Raw genomic sequence first — 21,682 nt, 5'->3', positions numbered from 1 at the left:
GACTGCTACTGCGATTTCAATCCAGTTTCTACCAGCAATCCGCGGGCTTTGGCCTCGGGCCAATACCCTTTGGCATACAGAAAGATCGCGCGTTGCTGGTCTCCATCAGACAGCAACCATGCCCCGCGCAGGTATTTGCCTGCGAATTCTAGGTTGGTATCCGCGTCCAGCAATCCTTCGGCATTGCCTTTGTATCCCATGGACCGTGCTGTGGCTGGGAGGATCTGCAATAGCCCATAATATGGGCGGTTCACTGCCCATGGGCGGTGTGTGCTTTCGCGGATGGCCAGTTTATGCACAAGCTCACGGGGCAGCTCGTAATGGTCTGCCCATTTGTTGATCGACGCTCTGAGTTCAGGGGTTTCGTTTGGATATAGCGGTGGGTTGTATAGGGACGTGTCCGCTTTGGAGACTTCTCCGCCACCACAGGCAAGCAGTGGCGTTGCGAACAAAAGAGCAAGAATGCTGCGGCGAGGGTAAACAGGCATCATGAATCTCCGGTCAATAGGGCGCTATGATATGGAACGTTTGTCCGGTCGCAACACTAGCGATCAATTTGGGCCGAAATTTGCTGGTGTGACTGCGGCGCCCAAAAAAGGCCGCACAAATTGCGCGGCCTTTGGATTGGTAGGTTCGAAACCTGATCAGGCTTTCGCTTCGTCTTCCTCAGCAGGAGGGACTTCGGCAACCAGGTCATCATCATCTGACGCAGCCGAGCCGATGTCGTCGAACAGTTCGGCGATTTCGAATTCAGCAGCGGCTTCTTCTTCAGCAGCCAGTTCCTGGATCGATTTACCCGATGCCTGAAGTTCAGCTTCTTCTTCCGAACGAGCAACGTTCATCTTGATCGCGACTTCGACCTCGGGGTGGAGACGAACACCAACGGTGTGCAGACCCAGTTCCTTGATCGGAGCAAGCAGGACGACCTGTTTCTTGTCGACGGTGAAACCGGCCTCAGTCGCAGCGTCTGCCGCGTCACGCGGGGTGACAGAGCCGTACAGAGCGCCAGCATCGGATGCCGAGCGAATCACGATGAACTGCTGACCGTCCAGCTTTTCAGCCAGTGCTTCAGCTTCTTTCTTGGTTTCCAGGTTGCGGGCTTCCAGCTGCGCTTTCTGGGCTTCGAACGAGGCGATGTTCGCTTCGGACGCGCTCAGCGCTTTGCCTTGGGGCAGCAGGAAGTTGCGGGCATAGCCGGGCTTGACGTCAACGACGTCGCCCATCTGACCCAGTTTCGCAACGCGTTCCAGCAGGATAACTTGCATGTCAGTGTCTCCTTACTTCACGGCGTAGGGCAGCAGGGCGAGGAAGCGGGCGCGTTTGATAGCACGGGCCAGTTCACGCTGCTTTTTCGCCGAAACGGCGGTGATGCGCGAAGGAACAATCTTGCCACGCTCAGAGATGTAGCGCTGCAGCAGACGGGTGTCCTTGTAGTCGATTTTCGGCGCGTTCTCACCCGAGAACGGGCAGACCTTACGACGGCGGAAAAATGGTTTTGCGGCCATGGTTTAGTGTCCTTTCCTCAGGCGGTGATCAACGACGCTCGCGGCGGTCGCCACGTTCGTCACGCTTCTGCATCTGAATCGACGGGCCGTCTTCGTGGCCGTCGACCTTGATGGTCAGAACACGCATGACATCGTCATGCAGGCGCATCAGGCGTTCCATTTCCTGAACCGCACCCGAGGGGGCATCGGTCTTCAGGAAGGCATAGTGGCCTTTGCGGTTTTTGTTGATCTTGTAGGCCATCGTCTTGACGCCCCAGTACTCGCTGTCGACGAGGCTGCCGCCATTGTCGGCCAGTACGGTGCCAAAGTGTTCGACGAGGCTTTCCGCCTGCGCGTTGGACAGGTCCTGACGCGCGATCATTACATGCTCATACAGTGGCATGTGCACTCCTGTTTATATCAAGGCGCATTTCATAGGCGGGGCCATCTGGTCCTTCGCGACCCTGCCACGAGAGGCTGCGCGATTCATATGACTGCGAAGGATGGCCCCGTATACACGTTTGAGCGGGCGGGGCAAGCCCTGCCACATATGCCTTTGAGACGCCGCCCAATTTCCTTTGGGGTGCCCAATTGCTGACGCTTTTCGGCTCAAAGTTGTTTTGCATACCGGACGATACCCGGAGCCAATTTTTATTCGACAGTAACCTGACAAAAGGTGAAATGTTATGACCGCGATGAACACAAACACATACCGGGAAGATGCGGCGGGATCGCGTTTTGAGCACTCGGTCCCGGTACTGATCACTTTCGCGCCGAATTGGAAGGCGCGTTTGATCCTGGCGCGGATGGTTGGCGCTTTTCTGATCGTATCGGCGTTTTCCATGTGGCTGATGCCGGGGTCCGTCATTGGGGCTGAAGTCTGGCCCATCAAGATGGCCGCTTCGATGCTGTTTTTGATCGTTGGTGTCAGCCTGCTGACAATCGAGGTTCTTGATCCTCGTCCTGATGCCTATTTCGACCCAATTCGCCGCGAAGTACGAGTGCTGCAGAAGAACGAGGACGGGCGTCCGCAGACTGTTTTGCGCCGCAGCTATGACTCTTTGGGTGGTGCGCGTTTTGAAGAGAATGAAGTTCATCTGTTTGACGTGGACGGAAGCTTGTTGATGAAGCTGCCGCTTGAATCGGCGGATGTCAGCCGAGCCCTGAAAGGACAGCTGAACAAAAGCGTAACAATTTTCGGCTGATATTTATTCTGTTCAAAAAGGAACAGAAATTGTTAGCCAACAGAGGTTGTGTGCCGCCCTAGGGCGGCACATCTTGTTTTTGAGCAACCCCATCGGCTTGCATTCACAAAAACGCGGAGATTGTTATGAAATCCACCCTTCTTGCTGCTGCTTTGGCCGTTTCGGCGACTGCTTCGTTTGCCAGCGCTGAGAAATACGTGCTGGACCCCAGCCACAGCCAGGTTCTTTTCAGCTATGACCACCTTGGGTTTTCGACCACCTATGGCATGTTCTCGGGCTTTGAGGGCGAGATCATGTTTGATCAGGAAAACCCTGCGGCGTCCAGCGTCAGCGTTTCGATGCCAGTCATGGAGATGTTCACCGGCTGGAAGCCGCGCGAAGATCACTTTATGACCGAGGATTTCTTCGGCGCTGCCGAGGGCGATCTGATCACTTTCACTTCGACCGGTATCGAGGTGACGGGCGACGACACCGCCAACATCACCGGCGATTTGACCATGAATGGCGTCACCAAATCCGTTGTTCTGGACGCCAAGCTGAACAAAGCGGACAGCCACCCGATGGCCAACAAGCCTTGGGCCGGCTTCAACGCAACGACAACTTTGGTTCGCAGCGATTTCGATCTGGGTCAGTTTGCACCGTTTGTCGGTGACGAAGTTCAGGTTCAAATCTCGATAGAGGCCCAAAAGGCCGACTAAAGCCCACATTGCTAAAGACGAAGCCGCCGGTGAGCATTTCACCGGCGGTTTTTTGTTGAACCGTCCTTATTCCGCGTGGATAGCCCTAGGATCATTCCGCGCGGGTAGCTGTAAGGTCGACGGAAACAGAGACGGCAAAACCCAGGGATTCCTCGGTGGGCTGTGACGTGCCGACATCAAATTCCAAGCGGTTCAAATCAACCGAGCCAGACATTACGGCTGTTTCACCCTCAACATCCAGCGAGAAGGGCAGCACGATATCAATCGTTTTGTCGCGAATTGTCAGGGGGCCGCGAGCTTCAAACCCGGTTTCGGTCCTGAAGAGGTCAGCAGTGAATTGAGCAGTGGGGAATTGCGCCGTATTGAAGAAATCGGCACCCATGGCCTGCTCGGTAACTGTACCAAGATTGAGCGAGCCAATGGCAATGGTGACGTCCACTGATCCCGCAGGTCCGACTTGCGCCGGGTCGTCGAATGTGATGGCCGCCGTCCAGTCTGTAAAGGAACCGGTGACGGGGCTGCCCAGTTGCGAGATCGTAATCGACAGAGTGCCTGTCTGAACTTGCCAGTCCGATTGTACCTCGGCCAGTTCGATGTCGGCGTCTCCAGCTTCCCGAGCGAATTCACCCGTGACCCAACCGCCCGTCAAAACCATAGCCCAGACCGCCAAAGCGGCAACTGCGGGAACGAGAGAATGGTGTTGTCGCGGGGGTTCAGGCGCATCCGAACGTCCTGGCAGCATTCTGCGCAACGTGCTGTCTTTATCGACGACATGGTGTTTCAACGCGCCAGCGATGTGCAGAATCAGAGAACCGACCAAAACCCACATGAACAGCCAATGAAGCACGCCTGTAACCTCGGCCAGTACGTCGGACTTGGGAACAAAGGGCAAGTTTTGCCCAAAAGGCCATAGGATCGGAGCAAAGCCTTCTGTTGCGGCGTGGTGAACCCACCCGCTGAGAGGAACAAGAACCAAGGATCCATAAAGAAGCCAGTGAACGGTCTCTGCGGCGAAGGCCTCGGGCTTGTTTTCGACATTCAAAAGGCCGGGCTTTGTTTGGGTGAGGGCCCACAGGATACGCGCCAATGCGACGAAGAACACTGCGATCCCGACTGTTTTGTGCAGCGAAAAGACGCGCGCTGCGCGGGCGATCTCGGCTTCGGTTGGTGCGGTGTCTGCGTGAAGAACCGCATATGCAAGGTTGTCTGCGACCCAGCCGAGCGGCAAGGCCGTCAGGATCAGCAGGGCTGTGAGCCAGTGAAACGTCTTTGCAACGCTTCCGTAGCTGGAAAAGGAATTGGTCGCGGCCATGGGTCGTGGACTCCGAGATTCTTGATCTTGTCCAACGTAAAGCTGACAGAATGAGACACAAGTAAGCGCGGGCGCACAGCAACAGTGCCAGAATGCAGAACGCAGGCAGCGCTTGTGCCAGACGAGCAGTCAGTTTACACCCCGCCGCAACCTAACAGCATGCATGAGGTTGCAATGACACTCGCGTTCGTTTTTCCGGGGCAGGGCGCCCAGACAATCGGTATGGGCAAAGCGCTGGCCGAGGCTTACCCGGCGGCGCAAGCCATCTTTGATGAGGTGGACGACGCTCTGGGTGAGAAACTGAGCAGCCTGATCTGGGATGGCGATATCGCTGAGTTGACGCTGACACAGAATGCGCAACCCGCGTTAATGGCAACGTCAATGGCCGCAATGCGTGCCTTGGAGGCCGAGGGTGTTTCAATCAGCAAGACCGCTTTTGTGGCGGGGCACTCGCTTGGTGAATATTCCGCTTTGGCCGCTGCTGGAGCGTTGTCGGTTGCCGACACCGCGCGCCTGTTGCGCACGCGCGGGCAAGCCATGCAAAGCGCCGTGCCCGTAGGCGAGGGAGCCATGGCCGCTGTTCTCGGGTTGGACCTTGAAGCGGTTCGCGCCGTTGCCGAAGAGGCCGCGCAGGGCGAGGTATGTCAGGCGGCCAATGACAACGACCCAACCCAGGTTGTTGTGTCCGGTTCAAAAGCCGCCGTTGAGCGTGCAGCTGAGATCGCCAAAGAAAAAGGGGCTAAACGTGCAGTTATGTTGCCTGTAAGTGCTCCATTTCACTGTGCGCTGATGCAACCTGCTGCAGATGTAATGGCGGAAGCCCTTGCTGCAGTCGAAATTAAGGCACCTGCAGTGCCGTTGGTCGCCAATGTACGCGCTGAGGCGGTCAGTGACCCTGATTTGATCCGTCAGTTGCTTGTCGAACAAGTGACGGGCTCGGTGCGCTGGCGCGAAAGCGTGCAGTACATGGCTGCGCAGGGTGTGACTGAGACATGGGAGATTGGCGCCGGTAAAGCACTCTCTGGAATGATCCGTAAAATCGACCGTGCCATCGCCGGCAAAGCTGTGGGTGCGCCGGAAGATGTTCATAAGGCCCTTCAGGCCGAATCGTAAGCTGAATGCGCGTCTTTGCCGACGCACCAAGAGGGAAACTGTATGTTTGATTTGACAGGTAAAAACGCACTGATCACTGGTGCGTCAGGGGGCATCGGTGGCGACATTGCACGTGCACTGCACGGCGCGGGTGCAACGGTTGGGTTGTCCGGTACACGGGTCGAACCGCTGCAAGCCCTTGCTGATGAGCTTGGCGAGCGTGCACATGTACTGCCTTGTAATCTGAGTGATCCCGAAGCTGTGGAGGCGCTGCCGAAGCAAGCGGCCGAGGTGATGGGATCGGTCGACATTCTGGTCAACAACGCCGGTATAACGCGCGACAATCTGTTTATGCGTATGTCAGACGAGGAATGGCAGAGCGTCATTGACGTGAACATGACCTCGACCATGAAACTGTGTAAAGGCGTGATCCGGGGCATGATGAAGGCCCGATGGGGGCGCATCGTGAATGTCTCGTCCATCGTGGCGGCTATCGGTAATCCGGGGCAAACTAACTACGCCGCTTCAAAGGCCGGAATGATTGGTTTTTCCAAGGCCTTGGCCCATGAAGTTGCAACGCGCGGTATCACCGTAAATGCCGTGGCGCCGGGTTTCATCACAACGGCAATGACAGAAAAGCTGAGCGAGGATCAGAAAAAGGGTTTGTTGACCAAGGTTCCGGCGGGCCGCATGGGCGATCCCAGAGAAATTGCTGCGGCGGTTCTGTACCTCGCAAGCCCCGAAGCAGGCTATGTCACCGGAAGCACCTTGCATGTGAACGGCGGTATGGTCATGTTGTGATCGCATCAGGGGCGAGCGCGAAAGCGTTTGCCTCTTGCGTCGACTATGCTATAGGCGGCGCATCTATGCGGGGCCGGTCTTTCAGGTCGGCCTTCTACTTTCCCGGTTTCCCGGGACCCAAACCGCCCGAAACGGGCAAATCAAAGCCAACCCGTGCGGGCAAGGGCAGAATCGGGCAGACCGCCCTGTAAAGGAATGAGGAATAGATATGAGCGACGTCGCAGATCGCGTTAAGAAGATCGTTGTTGAGCACCTGGGTGTTGAAGAAGATAAGGTCGTTGAAAACGCGTCCTTCATCGACGATCTGGGCGCAGACAGCCTGGACACTGTTGAGCTGGTTATGGCCTTCGAAGAAGAGTTCGGCATCGAGATCCCCGATGACGCAGCCGAAACCATTCAAACATTCGGCGACGCGGTTAAGTTCATCAGCGAAGCGTCCTAAGCGTTTCTATCTGATCAAAAGCGGCGCTTCCGAGCAACGGAGGCGCCGTTTTTTTGTGCCCGATCAAATTTCGGTCTTGCGTGGTCATTTTCCACTGCGCACTGTTTCCATTGAGGCAAAACTCAAAGTGGACAGGGCATGATAAGATCCACTCCAATGATAAATACCGCGCGTTTGACGCTTTGCGCCATGCGCCCCGAGGATTTTGAGCGGTTCGCCGAAATCTGGCGTGACCCTTGCGTCGTTCAGAATATTGGCGGGACGCCACGGTCACGTGGCGAAGCGTGGGATTCGTTTCTGCGAAATGCTGGGCATTGGCAAATGGCCGGATTCGGCCAGTGGGGCGTAATGCAGCAGTCAACGCGTACGCTGATAGGGCAGGCAGGGTTCTTCTACGGCAACCGACGTATGGGGGAGGATTTTGACGGTTTCCCCGAAGCCGGTTGGATCCTAGCCCCCGAAGCTCAGGGCCAAGGGTTGGGATATGAAGCGGCCAAGGCCGCCCATGATTGGTTTGATCGGGTGATTCCCGGACCTTTGGTTGCAATGGTGAACGCGTCGAATACGTCTTCGCAGAAGCTCGCGAAAAAGCTGGGCTATGTTCTGATCCGTGAAGGGGTATATAATGAAACCCCGGTGCATTTGTTGCGGCGCAACGGACCACCCGCCCGCGCGTAATTCCGCCAGTTCGCCTATATGCCGCAAAATGGCCAAACTGTGCCGATCCCGGTAAATCGGGTTTGGAATGTGTGATCTATGCTGCCGGGGATTTTCAGAGCGATTGAGCGGAGGAGCAAGCTCATGAGGATTTACCCCACGATGGAACTGCAGAACGGCCGGTGTGTCACGCTGGATAAAGGCCGTCTGGATAACGCGATGATCTGGCATGTGAATCCGGTTGAAACCGCGCGGGGCTGGGCCGAGGCAGGTGCCGAATGGATGCATCTGACTGATTTCGACGCGATTGAAGGCAAGGACACCAACGCCCAGCTGATTGAGGAAATCATTCGAGGAGCAGAGATTCCCGTGCAACTGGCCGGCGGTATGCGCACACGTGAACAGGTCGAATACTGGATCGACAAAGGGGTGGGGCGTGTCGTTATCGGCACGTTGGCCGCGCTGGAGCCGAATCTGGTCAAAGAACTGGCCAAGCTCTATCCGGATCAGATCGTGCTGTCTGTCGACGTCTGGCAGGGATTTGTCATGACGGATGGCTGGCGTAACCAGAGCGCCTTTACACCCGAGGCATTTATTGACGCGTTTGAGGGCGTTCCGTTTGCAGCGATTGTCGTCACGGATATCGATAGCGACATGGAAGATGTAGACGCGCAGCTTGGTTTGATTTCCGGGATCGCCGGGCATTCCCGGACCCCGGTGATTGCAAGCGGAGTCGTGCGCACGGCGGACGATATATCCCGTCTGGCCTATATCCCGAACATTTCGGGCGCAATTGTCGGGCGGGCGCTGTTCCGCAAGTCGCTGGAATTATCAGATGCTCTGGAGATGGCTAAGGCCGCACATGAGCCAGTGGCGCAGTTCCAATAAGCCGAATAAACAAACCATCCCGCCCTTTCTGCTGCGCGCGTGAAAGGGCGGGTACTGTGTTTTCCTTAAAATACGCGTTTCTCTGGGTGATCGGCGGCTGGATGCCGGTTCGGAAATCGCCCTTGCTCTTGCCCCCGGACCCCGGGCCGGGGTATGAGCGGTTCTCATAACAGGAAGCAGGCAAGAGGCACTTCATGCGCAGAGTCGTTGTAACCGGTCTTGGATTGGTCACTCCTTTGGCCAGCGGGGTCGAGGAAACATGGTCGCGGTTGCTGGACGGGGAATCCGGCGCAGGCCCCATCACGCATTTCGACGCTGAGGCAAGCGGGGTCACGACGACCTATGCCTGCGAGGTGCCGCGCGGGGATGGTACCAACGGAACGTTCAATCCTGACGATTGGATGCCGCCGAAAGAACAGCGCAAGATCGAAGACTTCATCCTGTATTCGATTGCGGCCGCGGAAATGGCCTGCAAGGACGCCAACTGGTTGCCGGAGGATGAGGAAGACCGTCTGCGAACAGGTGTTCTGATTGGTTCGGGTATCGGCGGGTTGGGCTCGATTGCCAACACCGCTAATCTGATCCGCGACAAGGGTCCGCGACGGGTGTCACCGTTCTTTATTCCGGGTGCTCTGATCAATCTGGCCTCGGGTCAGGTGTCGATCCGCCACGGTTTCAAAGGGCCGAACCACTCTGTTGTGACCGCATGTTCGACTGGTGCCCATGCGATTGGCGATGCCAGCCGTATTATCCGCGCGGGTGATGCGGACGTCATGGTTGCAGGTGGCGGCGAAGGCTGCATCTGCGAGATCGGGATTGCAGGTTTCAATGCCTGTAAGGCGCTGTCGACGAAATATGCAGACGACCCGAAGAAAGCCAGCCGTCCCTATGACGTCGACCGCGACGGGTTCGTCATGGGCGAGGGTGCGGGCATCGTGGTGTTGGAAGACTACGAACACGCAAAAGCACGTGGAGCCAAGATTTATGCCGAAGTTCTGGGTTATGGCATGTCGGGTGATGCGTATCACATCACCGCGCCGTCAGAGGATGGCGATGGGGCCGAACGTTCGATGAAGGCCGCGCTGCGCAGTGCCGGGCTGGAGCCGAAAGATCTGGACTATATCAACGCGCATGGCACCTCGACCATGGCGGATACGATTGAGTTGGGTGCTGTGGAACGCCTGCTGGGCGATCATGCGTCAAACGCCACAATGACATCGACAAAGTCAGCCACTGGGCACTTGCTGGGGGCTGCGGGCGCGATTGAGGCAATTTTCTCGATTCTGGCAATCCGTGATCAGGTTGCGCCGCCGACGATCAACTTGGACAACCCGGCGGTCGAAACACCGATTGATCTGGCACCGAATGCCAAGCGCGAGCGTGAGATCAACGTGGCTCTGTCAAACTCGTTCGGGTTTGGCGGTACCAATGCCAGCGTGATCTTTGGAAAGGTCAGCTAAATGTGGCGGGCCATTGCTTCGAATGCTCTGACCATGTTGGTGGTCGGCTTGTTCCTGATGGGCGGACTGATCCTTTGGGGGCAATCTCAATACAAAGCGGAAGGCCCGCTGGAAACCGCGATCTGCCTACAAGTCAGAAGCGGATCGAACATGACGCGTGTCAGTCAGGAACTGCAAGAGCAAGGCGCGATTAGCAATGCGACGCTGTTCCGGATGGCAGCGGACTACACCGACCGCGCGCAGCAGCTGAAAGCCGGTAGCTTTCTGGTGCGCGAAGGCGCGTCGATGGAGCAGATCATCGCTGAGATTACCAGCAGCGGTGCCAGCACCTGCGGATCCGAGATCGAATACCGCATCGGCGTGAACCGTGCCCAGACACGGGTGCGCGAGCTGAACCCCGCGACGTTGGAGTTTGATGAAATCGCGTCTTTCGATGCGTTGGAGGAAGAGGCGCCAGAAACCTATACCGAAAAACGCAACGAGGCCGATACCAGGTATCGTGTGTCGTTGGCCGAAGGCGTGACCTCGTGGCAGGTGGTTGAGGCGTTGAAGTCCTTCGAGGCGCTGGCCGGAGAAGTGACTGAGATTCCGGCCGAGGGGATGTTGGCCCCAGACAGCTATGACATTGTGGCCGGTCAGGACCGCAATGATGTCCTGCAAGCCATGCAAGATAAACAGCAGCTTCGGATCAATGCGGCCTGGGAAAACCGTCAGGATGGCTTGCCGCTGGAAAGCCCCGAAGAGATGCTGATCCTTGCTTCGATCATCGAAAAGGAAACCGGAGTTCCCGAAGAGCGTGGTCAAGTAGCCAGCGTGTTCGTGAACCGCCTGAATCAAGGGATGCGGTTGCAGACGGACCCGACGGTCATCTACGGCGTGACCAAGGGTCAGGGCACTTTGGGTCGCGGTTTGCGTCGCAGCGAGTTGAATCGCCCAACGCCCTGGAACACGTATCAAATCGATGGGTTGCCGCCGACCCCGATTGCGAACCCAGGTTTGGCAAGTCTTGAGGCTGCTGTTGCGCCGGATGACACCAGCTTTGTGTTCTTTGTGGCCGATGGTACCGGTGGTCATGCGTTTGCAGAGACGTTGCAGGAGCACAATCGTAACGTAGCCAAGTGGCGCGAGATTGAAGCCGAGCGGAACTCGGGGAATTAATCCGAACCTTAAACGCTTTCAAAAGAAACGCCGACGTCAGAGGGTTGTCTGACGTCGGCGTTTCATTTTGAATTCGGTGTGGGCGCTACGCAGCAGGACGCCTGCGGCGGGGACGTCGACCTTTTGACCCTGAAGGTTTGCCAGCACCATTTGCCGGTTTGGGCTTGAACCCCCGGCGGCGGTTGTTCTGGCGACGCGCCGGTTTTTGAGTTTCTATCCTTTCGGGCATGGAGCCGCTTGCCACTGGAATTTCGATCTTCATCAGCTTCTGAATCTGAAGCAACAAATCGACTTCTTCCGGAGAGCAGAAGGCAATAGCCTCACCTTCGCGCCCGGCACGGGCTGTGCGGCCGATACGGTGGACATAATTATCTGGCACTTCGGGCAGGTCGAAATTGATGACATAGGCAACACCGGGGATATCGATACCACGGGCTGCGACGTCGGTGGCCACCAGGACATTGACCTCGCCTGCGCGAAACGCCTTGATCGCGCGGTCGCGTTGCCCCTGGCTTTTGTTGCCATGGATCGAAGCGGCGTTGTAGCCGTCGGCCACCAGTCCCTTCATCAACCGCTCGGCCCCGTGTTTAGTGCGCGAAAACACCAGCGTTAGGGCATTGCTGTCTCGTGAGAGAATCTCGCGCAGTTTGGCTGGTTTTTCGGGTTTTGAGACGAAATGCACGGACTGAGTAATTTTATCGGCGGCCTTGCCCGGAGGCGAAACCTGCACCCGTTGCGGGTTATTCAGATAGGCTCGGCTGAGTTCTTCCATTTGCTTGGGCATGGTCGCGGAAAACAGCATGGTTTGACGCGGCGTTCCCAAAGCGGGTGCAATGCGACGCAATGCGTGAATAAAGCCAAGATCAAGCATCTGGTCTGCCTCGTCCAGCACGAGATGCCGGACTGCGCCGAGGTCAACCGCGCCTCGGTCCATTAGGTCAATCAAGCGACCGGGGGTTGCGACCAGAATATCAGTGCCACGGGACAGGAACATGATCTGCTTGTTGATCGATTGTCCGCCCACAACGGTCGCCACACGCAGCTTGGAGCCTTTGGTTAGGACGCGCAGGCTGTCGGCGATTTGGTTCACCAGTTCGCGGGTCGGTGCAAGGATCAGCGCTTTGGCTGTCTTTGGATCAGGTTTTCCCGGCTGAGCCAGCAGGTGGTCGATCAGAGGTAGGCCAAAGGCCAGTGTCTTGCCTGTACCAGTTTGGGCCAGTCCGAGGATATCGTGCCCATTCAGCGCCAGCGGAATGGCTTGATTCTGGATCGGGGTGGGTTGTGTGAAATTGGCGCTTTTCAGTGCTTTGTTGAGTGTGGGGGCAAGGCCCAGCATGTCGAAGTCGAACAAAAAATTATCCTTTTTGTCCGGAGCTATCGCCCACGGACAGATCGTGACGGGTCGCATGTGGCGACCAGCAGGGTTGTGCGAGACCTCGGGACGGGCAGGCGCACCCTGCGCTATCCGGTCGTCGCGTCAAGAACCCTGCGTGATGGGGAACTGTAATGTGGATCGGGCGCTGTAGGGCGGAAGAGGTCCGCGCAAGCTCACGCAGCAGCGCTTTGATTGTCGGCAAATGGGGGTTGAGGGAAGGATTGTCAAGCTAGCATTTGTAAATGGAGCCATGCGTTGGCAGCGAGGGTGTCAAATTTAACGCGTTTCTTAGCCCGGTTTTGAGTGACGTCCTGAAGCAAGAGGGTGGTTTTGATGGTTTTTCAACGAGAGCAGTATTCGCGAAGCAGCTATGCTGGGGGCTGAAAGTCTTACTTCTGCGTACGCTCCCTGTTGCGTTCGTGTTGCGTAACTAATTGACATTGCGAACTTAAATCCATATAAGTTGTGTCATGCTAGAAGAAGTGGGCAACGGCCACGGGGAAACCCAGCGGCCGTTTTTCGTTTCTCTCGTGCGGAGAAAACTCACGCATGAGGTCACAGGCAAACATGACTTTGATTACCCCGGAAGAGCGGATTTCCCAGACGGCTGATTTGTTGCAGTCGCTTGAGAGGTCCATTCGCGATCTGCGGCAAGCGGCGGAAGACCTGCGCAAACAGATCGGTGCCGGGGAGGATGCAGATCTTGCTGGTTCAGCCAGGCAACTCGGGCAGTTAGAGGGGCTGATCCGAAGTTGTCAGAAAGTGGAGACAAGCTTTGTCGAACAACATCACAGACAAGCCGGAATTGCCCAAGGGGGGTACGCGCTCGACCTTGAGCGCGCTCGATTTGAAATCGGGTGCAGGTTGGCTCGCCTCCGCCGATGCTGCGGTGCGGGAGAGATTTCTGAGTGAGATCGGGGAGGGGGGGCTGTGTGCCCTCCCTTTCCTGTTCGAGTTCTGGGCGCTGCCGCATCAGTTGCCGCCCGAGGGCGATTGGCGGTCATGGGTGATCATGGGCGGGCGCGGCGCGGGCAAGACGCGCGCCGGGTCTGAATGGGTGCGGGCGATGGTTGAGGGGGCCAAGCCGTTGGATCGTGGCGAGGCCAGTCGCGTGGCGTTGGTTGGCGAGACCTTCGATCAGGTGCGCGATGTGATGATCTTTGGCGACAGTGGAATTTTGCAATGCTCGCCGCCGGACCGGCGGCCTGTGTGGAAGGCATCGGAGCGCAAGTTGATCTGGCCCAACGGGGCCGAGGCGCAGGCGTTTTCGGCGCATGACCCGGAGGGGTTGAGGGGACCACAGTTTGATGCGGCCTGGGTGGATGAGCTGTCCAAGTGGAAAAAAGCCGGGGAAACCTGGGATATGTTGCAATTTGCGTTGCGGTTGGGAGAGCGGCCTCGGGTCTGTGTGACCACGACGCCGCGCAATGTGAAGGTTTTGAAGGATTTGTTGGCCTCGCCGTCCACGGTGCAGACCCATGCGCCGACGGAGGCAAACCGTGCCAATCTGGCGGAGTCGTTCTTGCAGGAAGTGCGCGCGCGATATGCGGGCACGCGGCTGGGGCGGCAGGAATTGGACGGGGTGTTGTTGTCGGATGCTGAGGGTGCGTTGTGGACGGGATCGATGCTGGATGCTGCGCGGTGTGCGCAGGTGCCCGAGCTGGACCGTGTGGTGGTGGCGCTGGACCCGGCGGTGACATCCGGTTCAGGCGCGGATGCCTGCGGGATCGTGGTTGTTGGCGCTCAGGTGCAGGGAACGCCTGAGGAGTGGCGCGCCTATGTGCTGGCTGACCGGACGGTGCAGGGCGTTGGTCCGGCGGGCTGGGCGCAGGCGGCGATTGACGCGATGGACGAGTTTGGGGCCGAGCGGCTGGTGGCCGAGGTCAATCAGGGTGGGCAACTGGTAGAGGAAGTCGTGCGGCAGGTGGACCCTCTGGTCCCTTATCGCGCAGTACGGGCGTCACGCGGCAAGGCGGCGCGGGCCGAGCCTGTGGCGGCGTTGTACGAGCAGGGACGGGTGCGCCATGTGGCCGGTCTGGACGCGCTGGAGGAGCAGATGTGCCAGATGACCGCGCGCGGGTTCGAGGGGCAGGGCTCGCCCGACCGGGTCGACGCGCTGGTCTGGGCGCTGCATGAACTTGTGGTGGGGCCTGCCGGGGCTTATCGGCGGCCTCGGGTGCGGGCGCTCTAGCGTTCCGCAGCCCAGAGTAGATGCCATAAATTGGCGAAACGTGGTTCTATCGAGCGGGTACAGATAGAATTGTCCAGTGTCGCGCGTGAGCTATCACTTGCGCGCCTTCGCTTTGCCTGTCGCTGAGAGCGCCGCGTTCATGCTTTGGGCAAGCAATCAAAATAGATCCGTCATTGACTGGTTCGCGGATTTCTCGATTTTCGCTTATGATTTGGCAAACGTCTTCCGGTGTGGGGTAGGGTCTGACCGGATTTAAGCCTGACGTGCCCGCTTCGGTATAATTGAAAGTTGTTGGCTCCGCGTCGTAGTCCAGATTTGGTCCGAAACACCCAGACGTTGTAAAAAGCAAGACTGGTACCATTGCTTTGGTCAAATTCATAAAACCTCACTGTATTCTAAAAACTATTACATTGTAAATTCAGGAGTATTCGAGCGGATTCTTTGCGTCTAGATTGAAAGATAAGAGTAATTTGGTTTTTTGGTGAGCTTCCTGGGTGCCCCCAAATCCATTTGTGTCTAGTCAACTATCTGTTGCCCCACCCCCGTACGCACCATTCCCAAGCCTTAAACTTCTTTCCGTCATAAATCCTTTCAACAAGCCGGGCAGAGCGGCGGCAGAAAGGAGCACAGATGGTATTCGATTTCTTGCGTCGTGGATCGGCTGGTGAGACACCCGAGGCGAAGGCGAGCGCGGCGGGCCCGGTGGTGGCGTGGCAGACGGGCGGGCGCGTGGCGTGGAGCCCCAGGGATGCGGTATCGCTGACGCGGACGGGGTTTTCGGGGAACCCGGTGGGGTTTCGATCCGTCAAGCTGATTGCCGAGGCGGCGGCGGCGTTGCCCTTGGTGTTGCAGGATCAGGCGCAGCGGTATGAGACACATCCGATCCTGTCGTTGATGCGCCGTCCGAATGCGGCTCAGGGACGGGCGGAGTTGATGGAGGCGCTGTTCGGACAGTTGCTGCTATCGGGCAATGCTTACGTTGAGGCGGTGCAGGCCGATGAGAGCCTGCCGGTTGAGCTGCATGTGTTGCGATCCGACCGGATGAGCGTTGTTCCGGGGGCGGATGGCTGGCCCAAAGCGTATGATTATGCGGTGGGTGGCAAGAAGCACCGGTTTGCTGCGGAAAGTATCTGCCATATCAAGTCGTTCCATCCGCAGGATGATCATTATGGGTTCTCGCCGATGCAGGCGGCGGCGATGGCGGTTGATGTGCATAACAGCGCGTCGCGGTGGTCGAAATCGCTGTTAGACAATGCGGCGCGGCCCTCGGGGGCGCTGGTGTGGAAGGGCGATGGCCATGGGGTGATGGCCGAGGATCAGTTCCGGCGTTTGTCGGATGAGATCGAGCAGAACTATCGCGGGGCGCGCAATGCTGGTCGTCCGATGGTTCTGGAAGGGGGGCTGGATTGGAAGCCGATGGGGTTCTCTCCGTCCGATATGGAGTTTCAAAAGACCAAGGAAGCCGCTGCCCGCGAGATCGCGTTGGCCTTTGGGGTCCCGCCGATGTTGCTGGGGATCCAGGGCGACGCGACCTATTCGAACTATCAGGAGGCCAACCGGGCGTTCTATCGTCTGACCGTGCTGCCCCTAGTGACGCGGGTGGCGGCGGCGGTGTCAGAGTGGCTGGCGGGGTTTACCGGCGAAGAGCTGGTGCTGAAACCCGATTTGGATCAGGTGCCTGCACTTTCGGTGGAGCGTGACGCGCAATGGGCGCGGGTCAACGGGGCTGATTTCCTGACAGATGCCGAGAAACGCGCGTTGTTGGGGTTGCCGGAGCGTGCTGATGACTGACGGGTATCCCTCGTTTGAATGCGCGCCGGGCCTGCGTTTGGCCGCGCATGAGCGGGTGGCCGAAATCCAGCACGCGCATCTTTGTCGGCGGTTGGATCAGATTGAAGAAATGATGGAGCGGCTGGAGCGTCGGTTGTGGCTGACGGTCTACGGGGTGGCCGCCGTGATCTTGGCGCAGGCGTTTCAGTCATTCCTTGCGGTAACACCTTAAGATCAGTTTGTTACATGGAGAAGTTCATGGATTTGGAACATAAATTCGCGCGGTTCGGAGACGGGTTGTCGGTGTCCGAGGACGCGATGATCGAGGGCTATGCGAGCCTTTTCGGTCAGGTCGATCAAGGCAGTGACGTCGTGCAGCGCGGGGCGTATCGGGCTTCGCTTGAGGGGCTCAAGGTTGCGGGTCAGCGGGTCAAGATGCTGTGGCAACACGACCCAGCGCAGCCCATCGGTGTCTGGGACGAGGTACGCGAGGACGACAAGGGCCTGTGGGTCAAGGGGCGCCTGCTGGAAAGCACCCAGAAGGGCCGCGAAGCGGCGGAGTTGATCCGGGCGGGCGCGATGGATGGCCTGTCGATTGGCTATCGCACCAAGCGGGCTTTAAAGAATGACAAGGGCCAGCGGGTCCTGACCGAACTGGAGCTTTGGGAGGTGTCGCTGGTGACATTCCCGATGCTGCCCAGTGCGCGGGTGTCGGCCAAGGGGAGCGACCCTGAGGCTGAGAGCACCTGGCGCAGAATTGCCGAAGTGTTCGACAGCGCTCGGCAGGAGCTGGCGCGGACCTAGCGCGCCTCAAAACCCATCCAAAAACAGGACATGCTGATGAGCAAGACCGAGACCCCGGCCTTGACCGGAGAGGGTGCGTCCCTGGTTCAGGAGGTGAAGCAGGAGATGGCTGGCTTCGTGAATGAATTCAAGGGCCTGAAAGCTGAAGTTAAGACAAAATTGCAACAGACAGAAGAGCGACTGACCATGCTGGATCGTAAATCAACCATCGCGGCACGCCCGCACCTTGCGGCCTCGAACGAAGACGGTGCCCCACACCAAAAGGCATTTGACGCCTATGTGCGGTCTGGCGAGGATGACGGCCTGCGCGGGCTGGAGATGGAAGCCAAGTCGCTTTCGACGGCTGTTAACAGCGACGGTGGGTATCTTGTTGATCCACAAACCGCGGAGACCATCAAATCGGTTCTAAACTCGACGGCTTCGATCCGCTCGATTGCGTCAGTGGTGAACGTTGAGGCGAACTCGTTTGACGTGCTGATCGATCACACGGATGTCGGTGCGGGCTGGGCGGATGAAAACGCGGCCGCGGCGGAAACCGGCTCCCCTTCCATCGACCGCATCTCGATTCCGCTGCACGAGCTGAGCGCGTTACCCAAAGCGTCACAACGTCTGTTGGATGACAGCGCGTTTGACGTCGAGGGCTGGCTGGCCGGTCGTATCGCGGACAAGTTTGCCCGTGCCGAGGCTTCGGCATTTATAAATGGAGACGGTGTCGACAAGCCGAAGGGCATCATGATTCACCGAGCTGTGTCCAACGACAGCTGGTCCTGGGGCAGCCTTGGTTATGTCGCGACCGGGATCGATGGGGGCATTGACGCTGATGCGATTGTCGATGTGGTTTATGCGTTGGGCGCGCAATACCGGGTCAACGGCACTTTCGTTATGAACTCGAAAACCGCTGGGGTGATCCGCAAGTTGAAAGACGGTGATGGCCGTTTCTTGTGGTCGGATGGTCTGGCGGCCGGTGAACCTGCACGACTGATGGGGTACCCGGTGCTGATTGCCGAGGATATGCCGGATGCGGCGTCCGATAGTTTCTCGATCGCCTTTGGCGACTTCCAGGCCGGTTACACCATTGCCGAACGCCCCGATATGCGCGTGCTGCGTGATCCGTTCAGCGCCAAGCCGCATGTCTTGTTCTATGCGACCAAACGTGTGGGCGGCGACGTAAGCGATTTTGCTGCAATCAAGCTGGTGAAATTCGGCACTGCCTAAGCGGTGGCGGATCCGGGGGGCCGCCGGCCCCTCGGGCGGCGGGCGCGGGCCGGGGTGAGATCCCCCGCGTTGTCTAGCTGCTCCCCTCCGTCCGAGCAACGTGGGGCGGCGCGTGCCCGTCATTTTCCAGGAATGCGGCCCCGGAGGGGTCCGAGATTGCGGAGTGAATGGATGATATTGATCGAAGAAACCGCCATCGCGGATGCGGCGCTGCCGGTGGATCAGTTCAAAGCGCATCTGAGGCTGGGTACAGGCTTTGCTGAAGGCGATGTGCAGGATGAAGTACTCAAGGGGTTCTTGCGTGCGGCGATCGCGGCGATTGAGGCGCGTACCGGCAAGTTTCTGATTGCGCGGGATTTTTCGTGGAGCCTGAATGGTTGGCGGGATTCGTCGGGTGAAGTTTTGCCGGTTGCACCGGTGATCTCGGTGCAGGCGGTGACAGTGACTGACACACAGGGTACTGAAGCGGCCGTCGATGCGGGTACCTATCAATTGGAACGAGACGGTCAGCGACCGCGCGTGCGTCCTAGGGGTTCAAGCTTGCCTGCAATTGCAACGGGCGGTTCTGCAAAGATCAGCTTTGTTGCGGGGATGGCGCAAGATTGGGGCGGGCTGCCTGCCGATTTGGGTCAGGCGGTTCTGCTGTTGGCTGCGCATTACTACGAGTACCGCGATGAAACTGCATTGAGCGCGGGTTGTATGCCTTTTGGCGTCACAAGTTTGATCCAGCGCTATCGCATGGTGCGTTTCGGTGCGGGAGTGGCGCAATGAATCTACCGCATCTGAACCGCAGATTGATGCTGGAAGCCCCGATACGAAGCGCGGATGGATCGGGCGGTTACATCCAGACCTGGGCTGCACTGGGAACGTTATGGGCAGAGGTCACAGCGCGCAGCGGGACAGAGCGCCAAATCGCTGGGGTGTCAGTTTCGAGGGTTGGGTATCGCATTGTCGTGCGTGGTGCCCCGGAGGGATCTTCCATGCGTCCTGCGCCTGATCAACGGTTTCGGGAAGGCAATCGCCGCTTTGTGATCCGTGCTGTGGCAGAGCGCGATCCACGCGGACAGTACCTGACCTGTTTCGCGGATGAAGAGGTGGCAGCATGAGCTATGGCGTGTCAGCAGCCCTGCAAGCGGCCGTGTATCAACAGTTGTTGGGGGACATCGCGGTCAGCAATCAGTCTGGCGGCGCAATCTATGACGCGGTGCCCGCCGGTGTTGTGCCGCAGACCTATGTGACCCTTGGACCGGAAGAGGTGCGCGACGCGTCCGACCGCTCGGGTGCGGGCGCGATTCATCGATTTACGGTTTCGGTCGTGTCCGAAGCGGCTGGGTTTGGCGTAGCGAAGACCCTGGCGGGCGCGGTTTGCGACGCTTTGGAAGGTGCGCCATTGACGTTGGATCGCGGCCATTTGGTGGGCTTGTGGTTCGAACGCGCCCGCGCACGGCGCACAGGAACTGGCGGCACGATCCGCCAGATCGACCTGAGATTCCGCGCCCGCGTGGAAGACGATTAAGCAATCAACGGAGAGAACACATGGCTGCCCAGAACGGAAAAGACCTTTTGGTCAAAGTGGATATGAACGGAACGGGACTGTTCCAGACGATCGCTGGTTTGCGCGCAACGCGGATCAGCTTCAACGCCGAAAGTGTGGATGTCACCAGCCTGGAAAGCCAGGGCGGGTGGCGCGAGCTGTTGTCGGGCGCGGGGGTCAAGTCGGCCTCGATTTCGGGCTCGGGGGTTTTCAAGGACGCGGGGACAGATGAGCGCGCGCGACAGTTGTTCTTTGATGGTGAGACGCCCGGCTTCCAGGTGATCATTCCTGATTTCGGCGTCGTTGAGGGGCCCTTCCAAGTAACCAGCATCGAGTATGCAGGGTCGCACAATGGTGAAGCGACTTATGAGATGAGCATGGCAAGTGCCGGCGCTCTAACCTTTACGGCGCTTTGATCAGATGGCCAATCCGTGGACGGGCGAGGTGACGTTGACCATCGATGGAGAGCGGCGGGTGCTCAAACTGACGCTGGGTGCTTTGGCGGAACTGGAGCAAGAATTGAACGCGGGGTCGTTGGTCGAATTGGTGCAGCGGTTTGAAGGTGGGGCCTATTCCAGCACGGATGTCTTGGCCCTGATCGTCGCCGGTTTGCGGGGTGGAGGCTGGGACATTTCCCGCACTGATCTGCTTCATGCCGAAATAGAAGGCGGCCCCATGGCTGCGGCGAGAACCGCAGCCGAGCTGCTGGCGCGGGCCTTCATGGTACCGGAGGGCGCATGAGTGGCTTCGACTGGCCCGCCCTGATGCGTGCCGGGTTTCTGGGCTTGCGTCTGACCCCGGAACAGTTCTGGCGTCTGACCCCGGCCGAGTTGCGGCTGATGCTGGGGCAGGGTGCCGGAATGTCCGCAATGAACCGGGCGGGGTTGGACGCGCTGCTGGCGGCCTATCCGGACAAGACACAAGGAGAGCGTAATGACGGATCGTGACGGGTTTGATGACCTGCAAGAACGGGGAGAGGCGCTGGGCGACTCTCTGGGCGATGCTGCAACCATGGCAGCAGCGTTCGATAGCCAGATGAAGCGCATAAGCGCCGCGTTTGAGGAAACCGGCAAGGATGTCGCGACACTGGAACGTGGGATGTCCAGCGGACTGCGCAAGGCATTCGACGGCGTTGTGTTGGATGGAATGAACCTGTCGGATGCGTTGGATGTTCTGAAGAACTCTTTGATCCAAACGGCTTATGCGGCTGCGATCAAGCCTGTCACGGACCATTTCGGTGGAATGTTGGCGAATACAGTCGGTGGATTGGTGAAGGGCATCCTGCCCTTTGCTGATGGTGGCAGTTTCAGCCAGGGCCGGGTGATGCCTTTTGCCAATGGTGGTGTCGTCAGCAGCCCGACCATGTTTCCCATGCGTGGTGGCACCGGACTGATGGGCGAGGCGGGGCCCGAGGCGATCATGCCGCTGGCAAGGGGTGCCGACGGCAAGCTGGGCGTCCGCACACAGGGCGGAGGGCGTGCCGTGAATGTGGTGATGAATATCACGACGCCCGACGTACAGGGGTTCCGCAGATCTCAGGGGCAGATCGCCTCGCAGATGAGCCGTGCTTTGGGGCGTGGCAATCGAAACAGATAA

The 21,682-nt window shown here is 58.4% G+C and carries 27 protein-coding genes; 21 read left to right on the top strand and 6 right to left on the bottom strand.

Going from position 1 to position 21,682, the window contains the following annotated elements:
- Positions 1-5: 5 nt before the first annotated feature.
- The 4 genes from GS632_RS06865 to rpsF form a co-directional block, all read right to left on the bottom strand.
- On the bottom strand, positions 6-488 hold the full coding sequence (locus GS632_RS06865; protein WP_371732260.1) for a transglycosylase SLT domain-containing protein: 483 nt from the start codon (positions 486-488) through the stop codon (positions 6-8).
- A gap of 156 nt (positions 489-644) precedes the next feature.
- Positions 645-1,265, bottom strand: coding sequence for a 50S ribosomal protein L9 (gene rplI, locus GS632_RS06860; protein WP_171721492.1), 621 nt, complete (start codon positions 1,263-1,265; stop codon positions 645-647).
- A gap of 12 nt (positions 1,266-1,277) precedes the next feature.
- Positions 1,278-1,505, bottom strand: coding sequence for a 30S ribosomal protein S18 (rpsR, locus tag GS632_RS06855; protein WP_005608650.1), 228 nt, complete (start codon positions 1,503-1,505; stop codon positions 1,278-1,280).
- A 28-nt stretch (positions 1,506-1,533) separates the two neighbouring features.
- Positions 1,534-1,887: a 30S ribosomal protein S6 gene (gene rpsF, locus GS632_RS06850; protein WP_171179594.1), complete on the bottom strand. Its 354-nt coding sequence runs from the start codon at positions 1,885-1,887 to the stop codon at positions 1,534-1,536.
- 283 nt (positions 1,888-2,170) lie between these two features.
- Between rpsF and GS632_RS06845 the strand changes: the two genes are divergently transcribed.
- Together GS632_RS06845 and GS632_RS06840 are read left to right on the top strand one after the other, a co-directional pair.
- Complete coding sequence (locus GS632_RS06845) at positions 2,171-2,689, top strand: hypothetical protein (RefSeq protein WP_171721491.1); 519 nt, start codon at positions 2,171-2,173, stop codon at positions 2,687-2,689.
- A 125-nt stretch (positions 2,690-2,814) separates the two neighbouring features.
- The gene (locus GS632_RS06840; protein WP_171234510.1) at positions 2,815-3,387 is read left to right on the top strand and encodes a YceI family protein; all 573 of its coding nucleotides are present in this window, start codon (positions 2,815-2,817) and stop codon (positions 3,385-3,387) included.
- Between the two features lie 91 nt (positions 3,388-3,478).
- On the opposite strand, the gene GS632_RS06835 is transcribed toward GS632_RS06840, so the two are convergent.
- A complete protein-coding gene (locus GS632_RS06835) occupies positions 3,479-4,699 on the bottom strand; it encodes a cytochrome b/b6 domain-containing protein (RefSeq protein ID WP_171721490.1) in 1,221 nt (406 codons plus the stop codon).
- 174 nt (positions 4,700-4,873) lie between these two features.
- Here GS632_RS06835 and fabD point away from each other — a divergent pair, with 174 nt between their 5' ends.
- The 7 genes from fabD to mltG all read left to right on the top strand — a co-directional run bounded on the left by fabD (position 4,874) and on the right by mltG (position 11,197).
- Positions 4,874-5,812: an ACP S-malonyltransferase gene (gene fabD / locus GS632_RS06830; RefSeq protein WP_171237791.1), complete on the top strand. Its 939-nt coding sequence runs from the start codon at positions 4,874-4,876 to the stop codon at positions 5,810-5,812.
- A gap of 42 nt (positions 5,813-5,854) precedes the next feature.
- The gene (gene fabG, locus GS632_RS06825; RefSeq protein WP_171234507.1) at positions 5,855-6,592 is read left to right on the top strand and encodes a 3-oxoacyl-[acyl-carrier-protein] reductase; all 738 of its coding nucleotides are present in this window, start codon (positions 5,855-5,857) and stop codon (positions 6,590-6,592) included.
- Between the two features lie 208 nt (positions 6,593-6,800).
- Positions 6,801-7,034, top strand: a complete 234-nt coding sequence (locus tag GS632_RS06820) for an acyl carrier protein (RefSeq protein ID WP_050602116.1) — start codon at positions 6,801-6,803, stop codon at positions 7,032-7,034.
- 138 nt (positions 7,035-7,172) lie between these two features.
- Entirely contained in the window at positions 7,173-7,712 is a 540-nt protein-coding gene (locus GS632_RS06815) for a GNAT family N-acetyltransferase (protein WP_171179607.1), read from the top strand.
- Between the two features lie 123 nt (positions 7,713-7,835).
- The gene (locus GS632_RS06810) at positions 7,836-8,579 is read left to right on the top strand and encodes a HisA/HisF-related TIM barrel protein (protein ID WP_171237790.1); all 744 of its coding nucleotides are present in this window, start codon (positions 7,836-7,838) and stop codon (positions 8,577-8,579) included.
- Positions 8,580-8,773: 194 nt separating this feature from the next.
- A complete protein-coding gene (gene fabF, locus GS632_RS06805) occupies positions 8,774-10,039 on the top strand; it encodes a beta-ketoacyl-ACP synthase II (RefSeq protein ID WP_171237789.1) in 1,266 nt (421 codons plus the stop codon).
- Positions 10,040-11,197, top strand: a complete 1,158-nt coding sequence (gene mltG / locus GS632_RS06800) for an endolytic transglycosylase MltG (protein WP_171237788.1) — start codon at positions 10,040-10,042, stop codon at positions 11,195-11,197.
- A gap of 85 nt (positions 11,198-11,282) precedes the next feature.
- On the opposite strand, the gene GS632_RS06795 is transcribed toward mltG, so the two are convergent.
- Positions 11,283-12,548: a DEAD/DEAH box helicase gene (locus GS632_RS06795; protein ID WP_171237787.1), complete on the bottom strand. Its 1,266-nt coding sequence runs from the start codon at positions 12,546-12,548 to the stop codon at positions 11,283-11,285.
- 871 nt (positions 12,549-13,419) lie between these two features.
- On the opposite strand from GS632_RS06795, the gene GS632_RS06790 reads away from it, so the two are divergent.
- The 12 genes from GS632_RS06790 to GS632_RS06735 all read left to right on the top strand — a co-directional run bounded on the left by GS632_RS06790 (position 13,420) and on the right by GS632_RS06735 (position 21,682).
- Complete coding sequence (locus GS632_RS06790; protein ID WP_253284440.1) at positions 13,420-14,763, top strand: DNA-packaging protein; 1,344 nt, start codon at positions 13,420-13,422, stop codon at positions 14,761-14,763.
- A 630-nt stretch (positions 14,764-15,393) separates the two neighbouring features.
- Positions 15,394-16,554 carry a phage portal protein gene (locus GS632_RS06785; protein ID WP_171237786.1) on the top strand — a complete coding sequence of 387 codons (1,161 nt, stop codon included), beginning with the start codon at positions 15,394-15,396 and terminating at the stop codon, positions 16,552-16,554.
- Positions 16,547-16,765, top strand: coding sequence for a hypothetical protein (locus GS632_RS06780; protein WP_171237785.1), 219 nt, complete (start codon positions 16,547-16,549; stop codon positions 16,763-16,765). Before GS632_RS06785 ends, GS632_RS06780 begins: the two co-directional genes overlap by 8 nt.
- Positions 16,766-16,791: 26 nt before the next feature.
- Complete coding sequence (locus GS632_RS06775) at positions 16,792-17,337, top strand: HK97 family phage prohead protease (RefSeq protein WP_253284436.1); 546 nt, start codon at positions 16,792-16,794, stop codon at positions 17,335-17,337.
- A 36-nt stretch (positions 17,338-17,373) separates the two neighbouring features.
- On the top strand, positions 17,374-18,552 hold the full coding sequence (locus tag GS632_RS06770; protein ID WP_171721489.1) for a phage major capsid protein: 1,179 nt from the start codon (positions 17,374-17,376) through the stop codon (positions 18,550-18,552).
- A gap of 171 nt (positions 18,553-18,723) precedes the next feature.
- Positions 18,724-19,323, top strand: coding sequence for a head-tail connector protein (locus tag GS632_RS06765; protein WP_171721488.1), 600 nt, complete (start codon positions 18,724-18,726; stop codon positions 19,321-19,323).
- Positions 19,320-19,658, top strand: coding sequence for a phage head closure protein (locus GS632_RS06760; protein WP_171237782.1), 339 nt, complete (start codon positions 19,320-19,322; stop codon positions 19,656-19,658). Before GS632_RS06765 ends, GS632_RS06760 begins: the two co-directional genes overlap by 4 nt.
- A complete protein-coding gene (locus GS632_RS06755) occupies positions 19,655-20,068 on the top strand; it encodes a DUF3168 domain-containing protein (protein WP_171237781.1) in 414 nt (137 codons plus the stop codon). Before GS632_RS06760 ends, GS632_RS06755 begins: the two co-directional genes overlap by 4 nt.
- A gap of 20 nt (positions 20,069-20,088) precedes the next feature.
- Positions 20,089-20,502 carry a phage major tail protein, TP901-1 family gene (locus GS632_RS06750; RefSeq protein ID WP_171237780.1) on the top strand — a complete coding sequence of 138 codons (414 nt, stop codon included), beginning with the start codon at positions 20,089-20,091 and terminating at the stop codon, positions 20,500-20,502.
- Positions 20,503-20,506: 4 nt separating this feature from the next.
- The gene (locus tag GS632_RS06745) at positions 20,507-20,827 is read left to right on the top strand and encodes a gene transfer agent family protein (RefSeq protein ID WP_171237779.1); all 321 of its coding nucleotides are present in this window, start codon (positions 20,507-20,509) and stop codon (positions 20,825-20,827) included.
- Positions 20,824-21,033 carry a rcc01693 family protein gene (locus GS632_RS06740; RefSeq protein ID WP_171237778.1) on the top strand — a complete coding sequence of 70 codons (210 nt, stop codon included), beginning with the start codon at positions 20,824-20,826 and terminating at the stop codon, positions 21,031-21,033. Before GS632_RS06745 ends, GS632_RS06740 begins: the two co-directional genes overlap by 4 nt.
- Complete coding sequence (locus tag GS632_RS06735) at positions 21,020-21,682, top strand: phage tail tape measure protein (RefSeq protein WP_171721487.1); 663 nt, start codon at positions 21,020-21,022, stop codon at positions 21,680-21,682. The genes GS632_RS06740 and GS632_RS06735 overlap by 14 nt, the downstream gene beginning before the upstream one ends.

The sequence above is a fragment of the Ruegeria sp. HKCCD7296 genome (assembly GCF_013110775.1).
Lineage (GTDB): Bacteria > Pseudomonadota > Alphaproteobacteria > Rhodobacterales > Rhodobacteraceae > Ruegeria.
The sequence above is the reverse complement of the archived record's forward strand: the minus strand, read 5'-3'. Positions and strand labels throughout refer to the sequence as shown.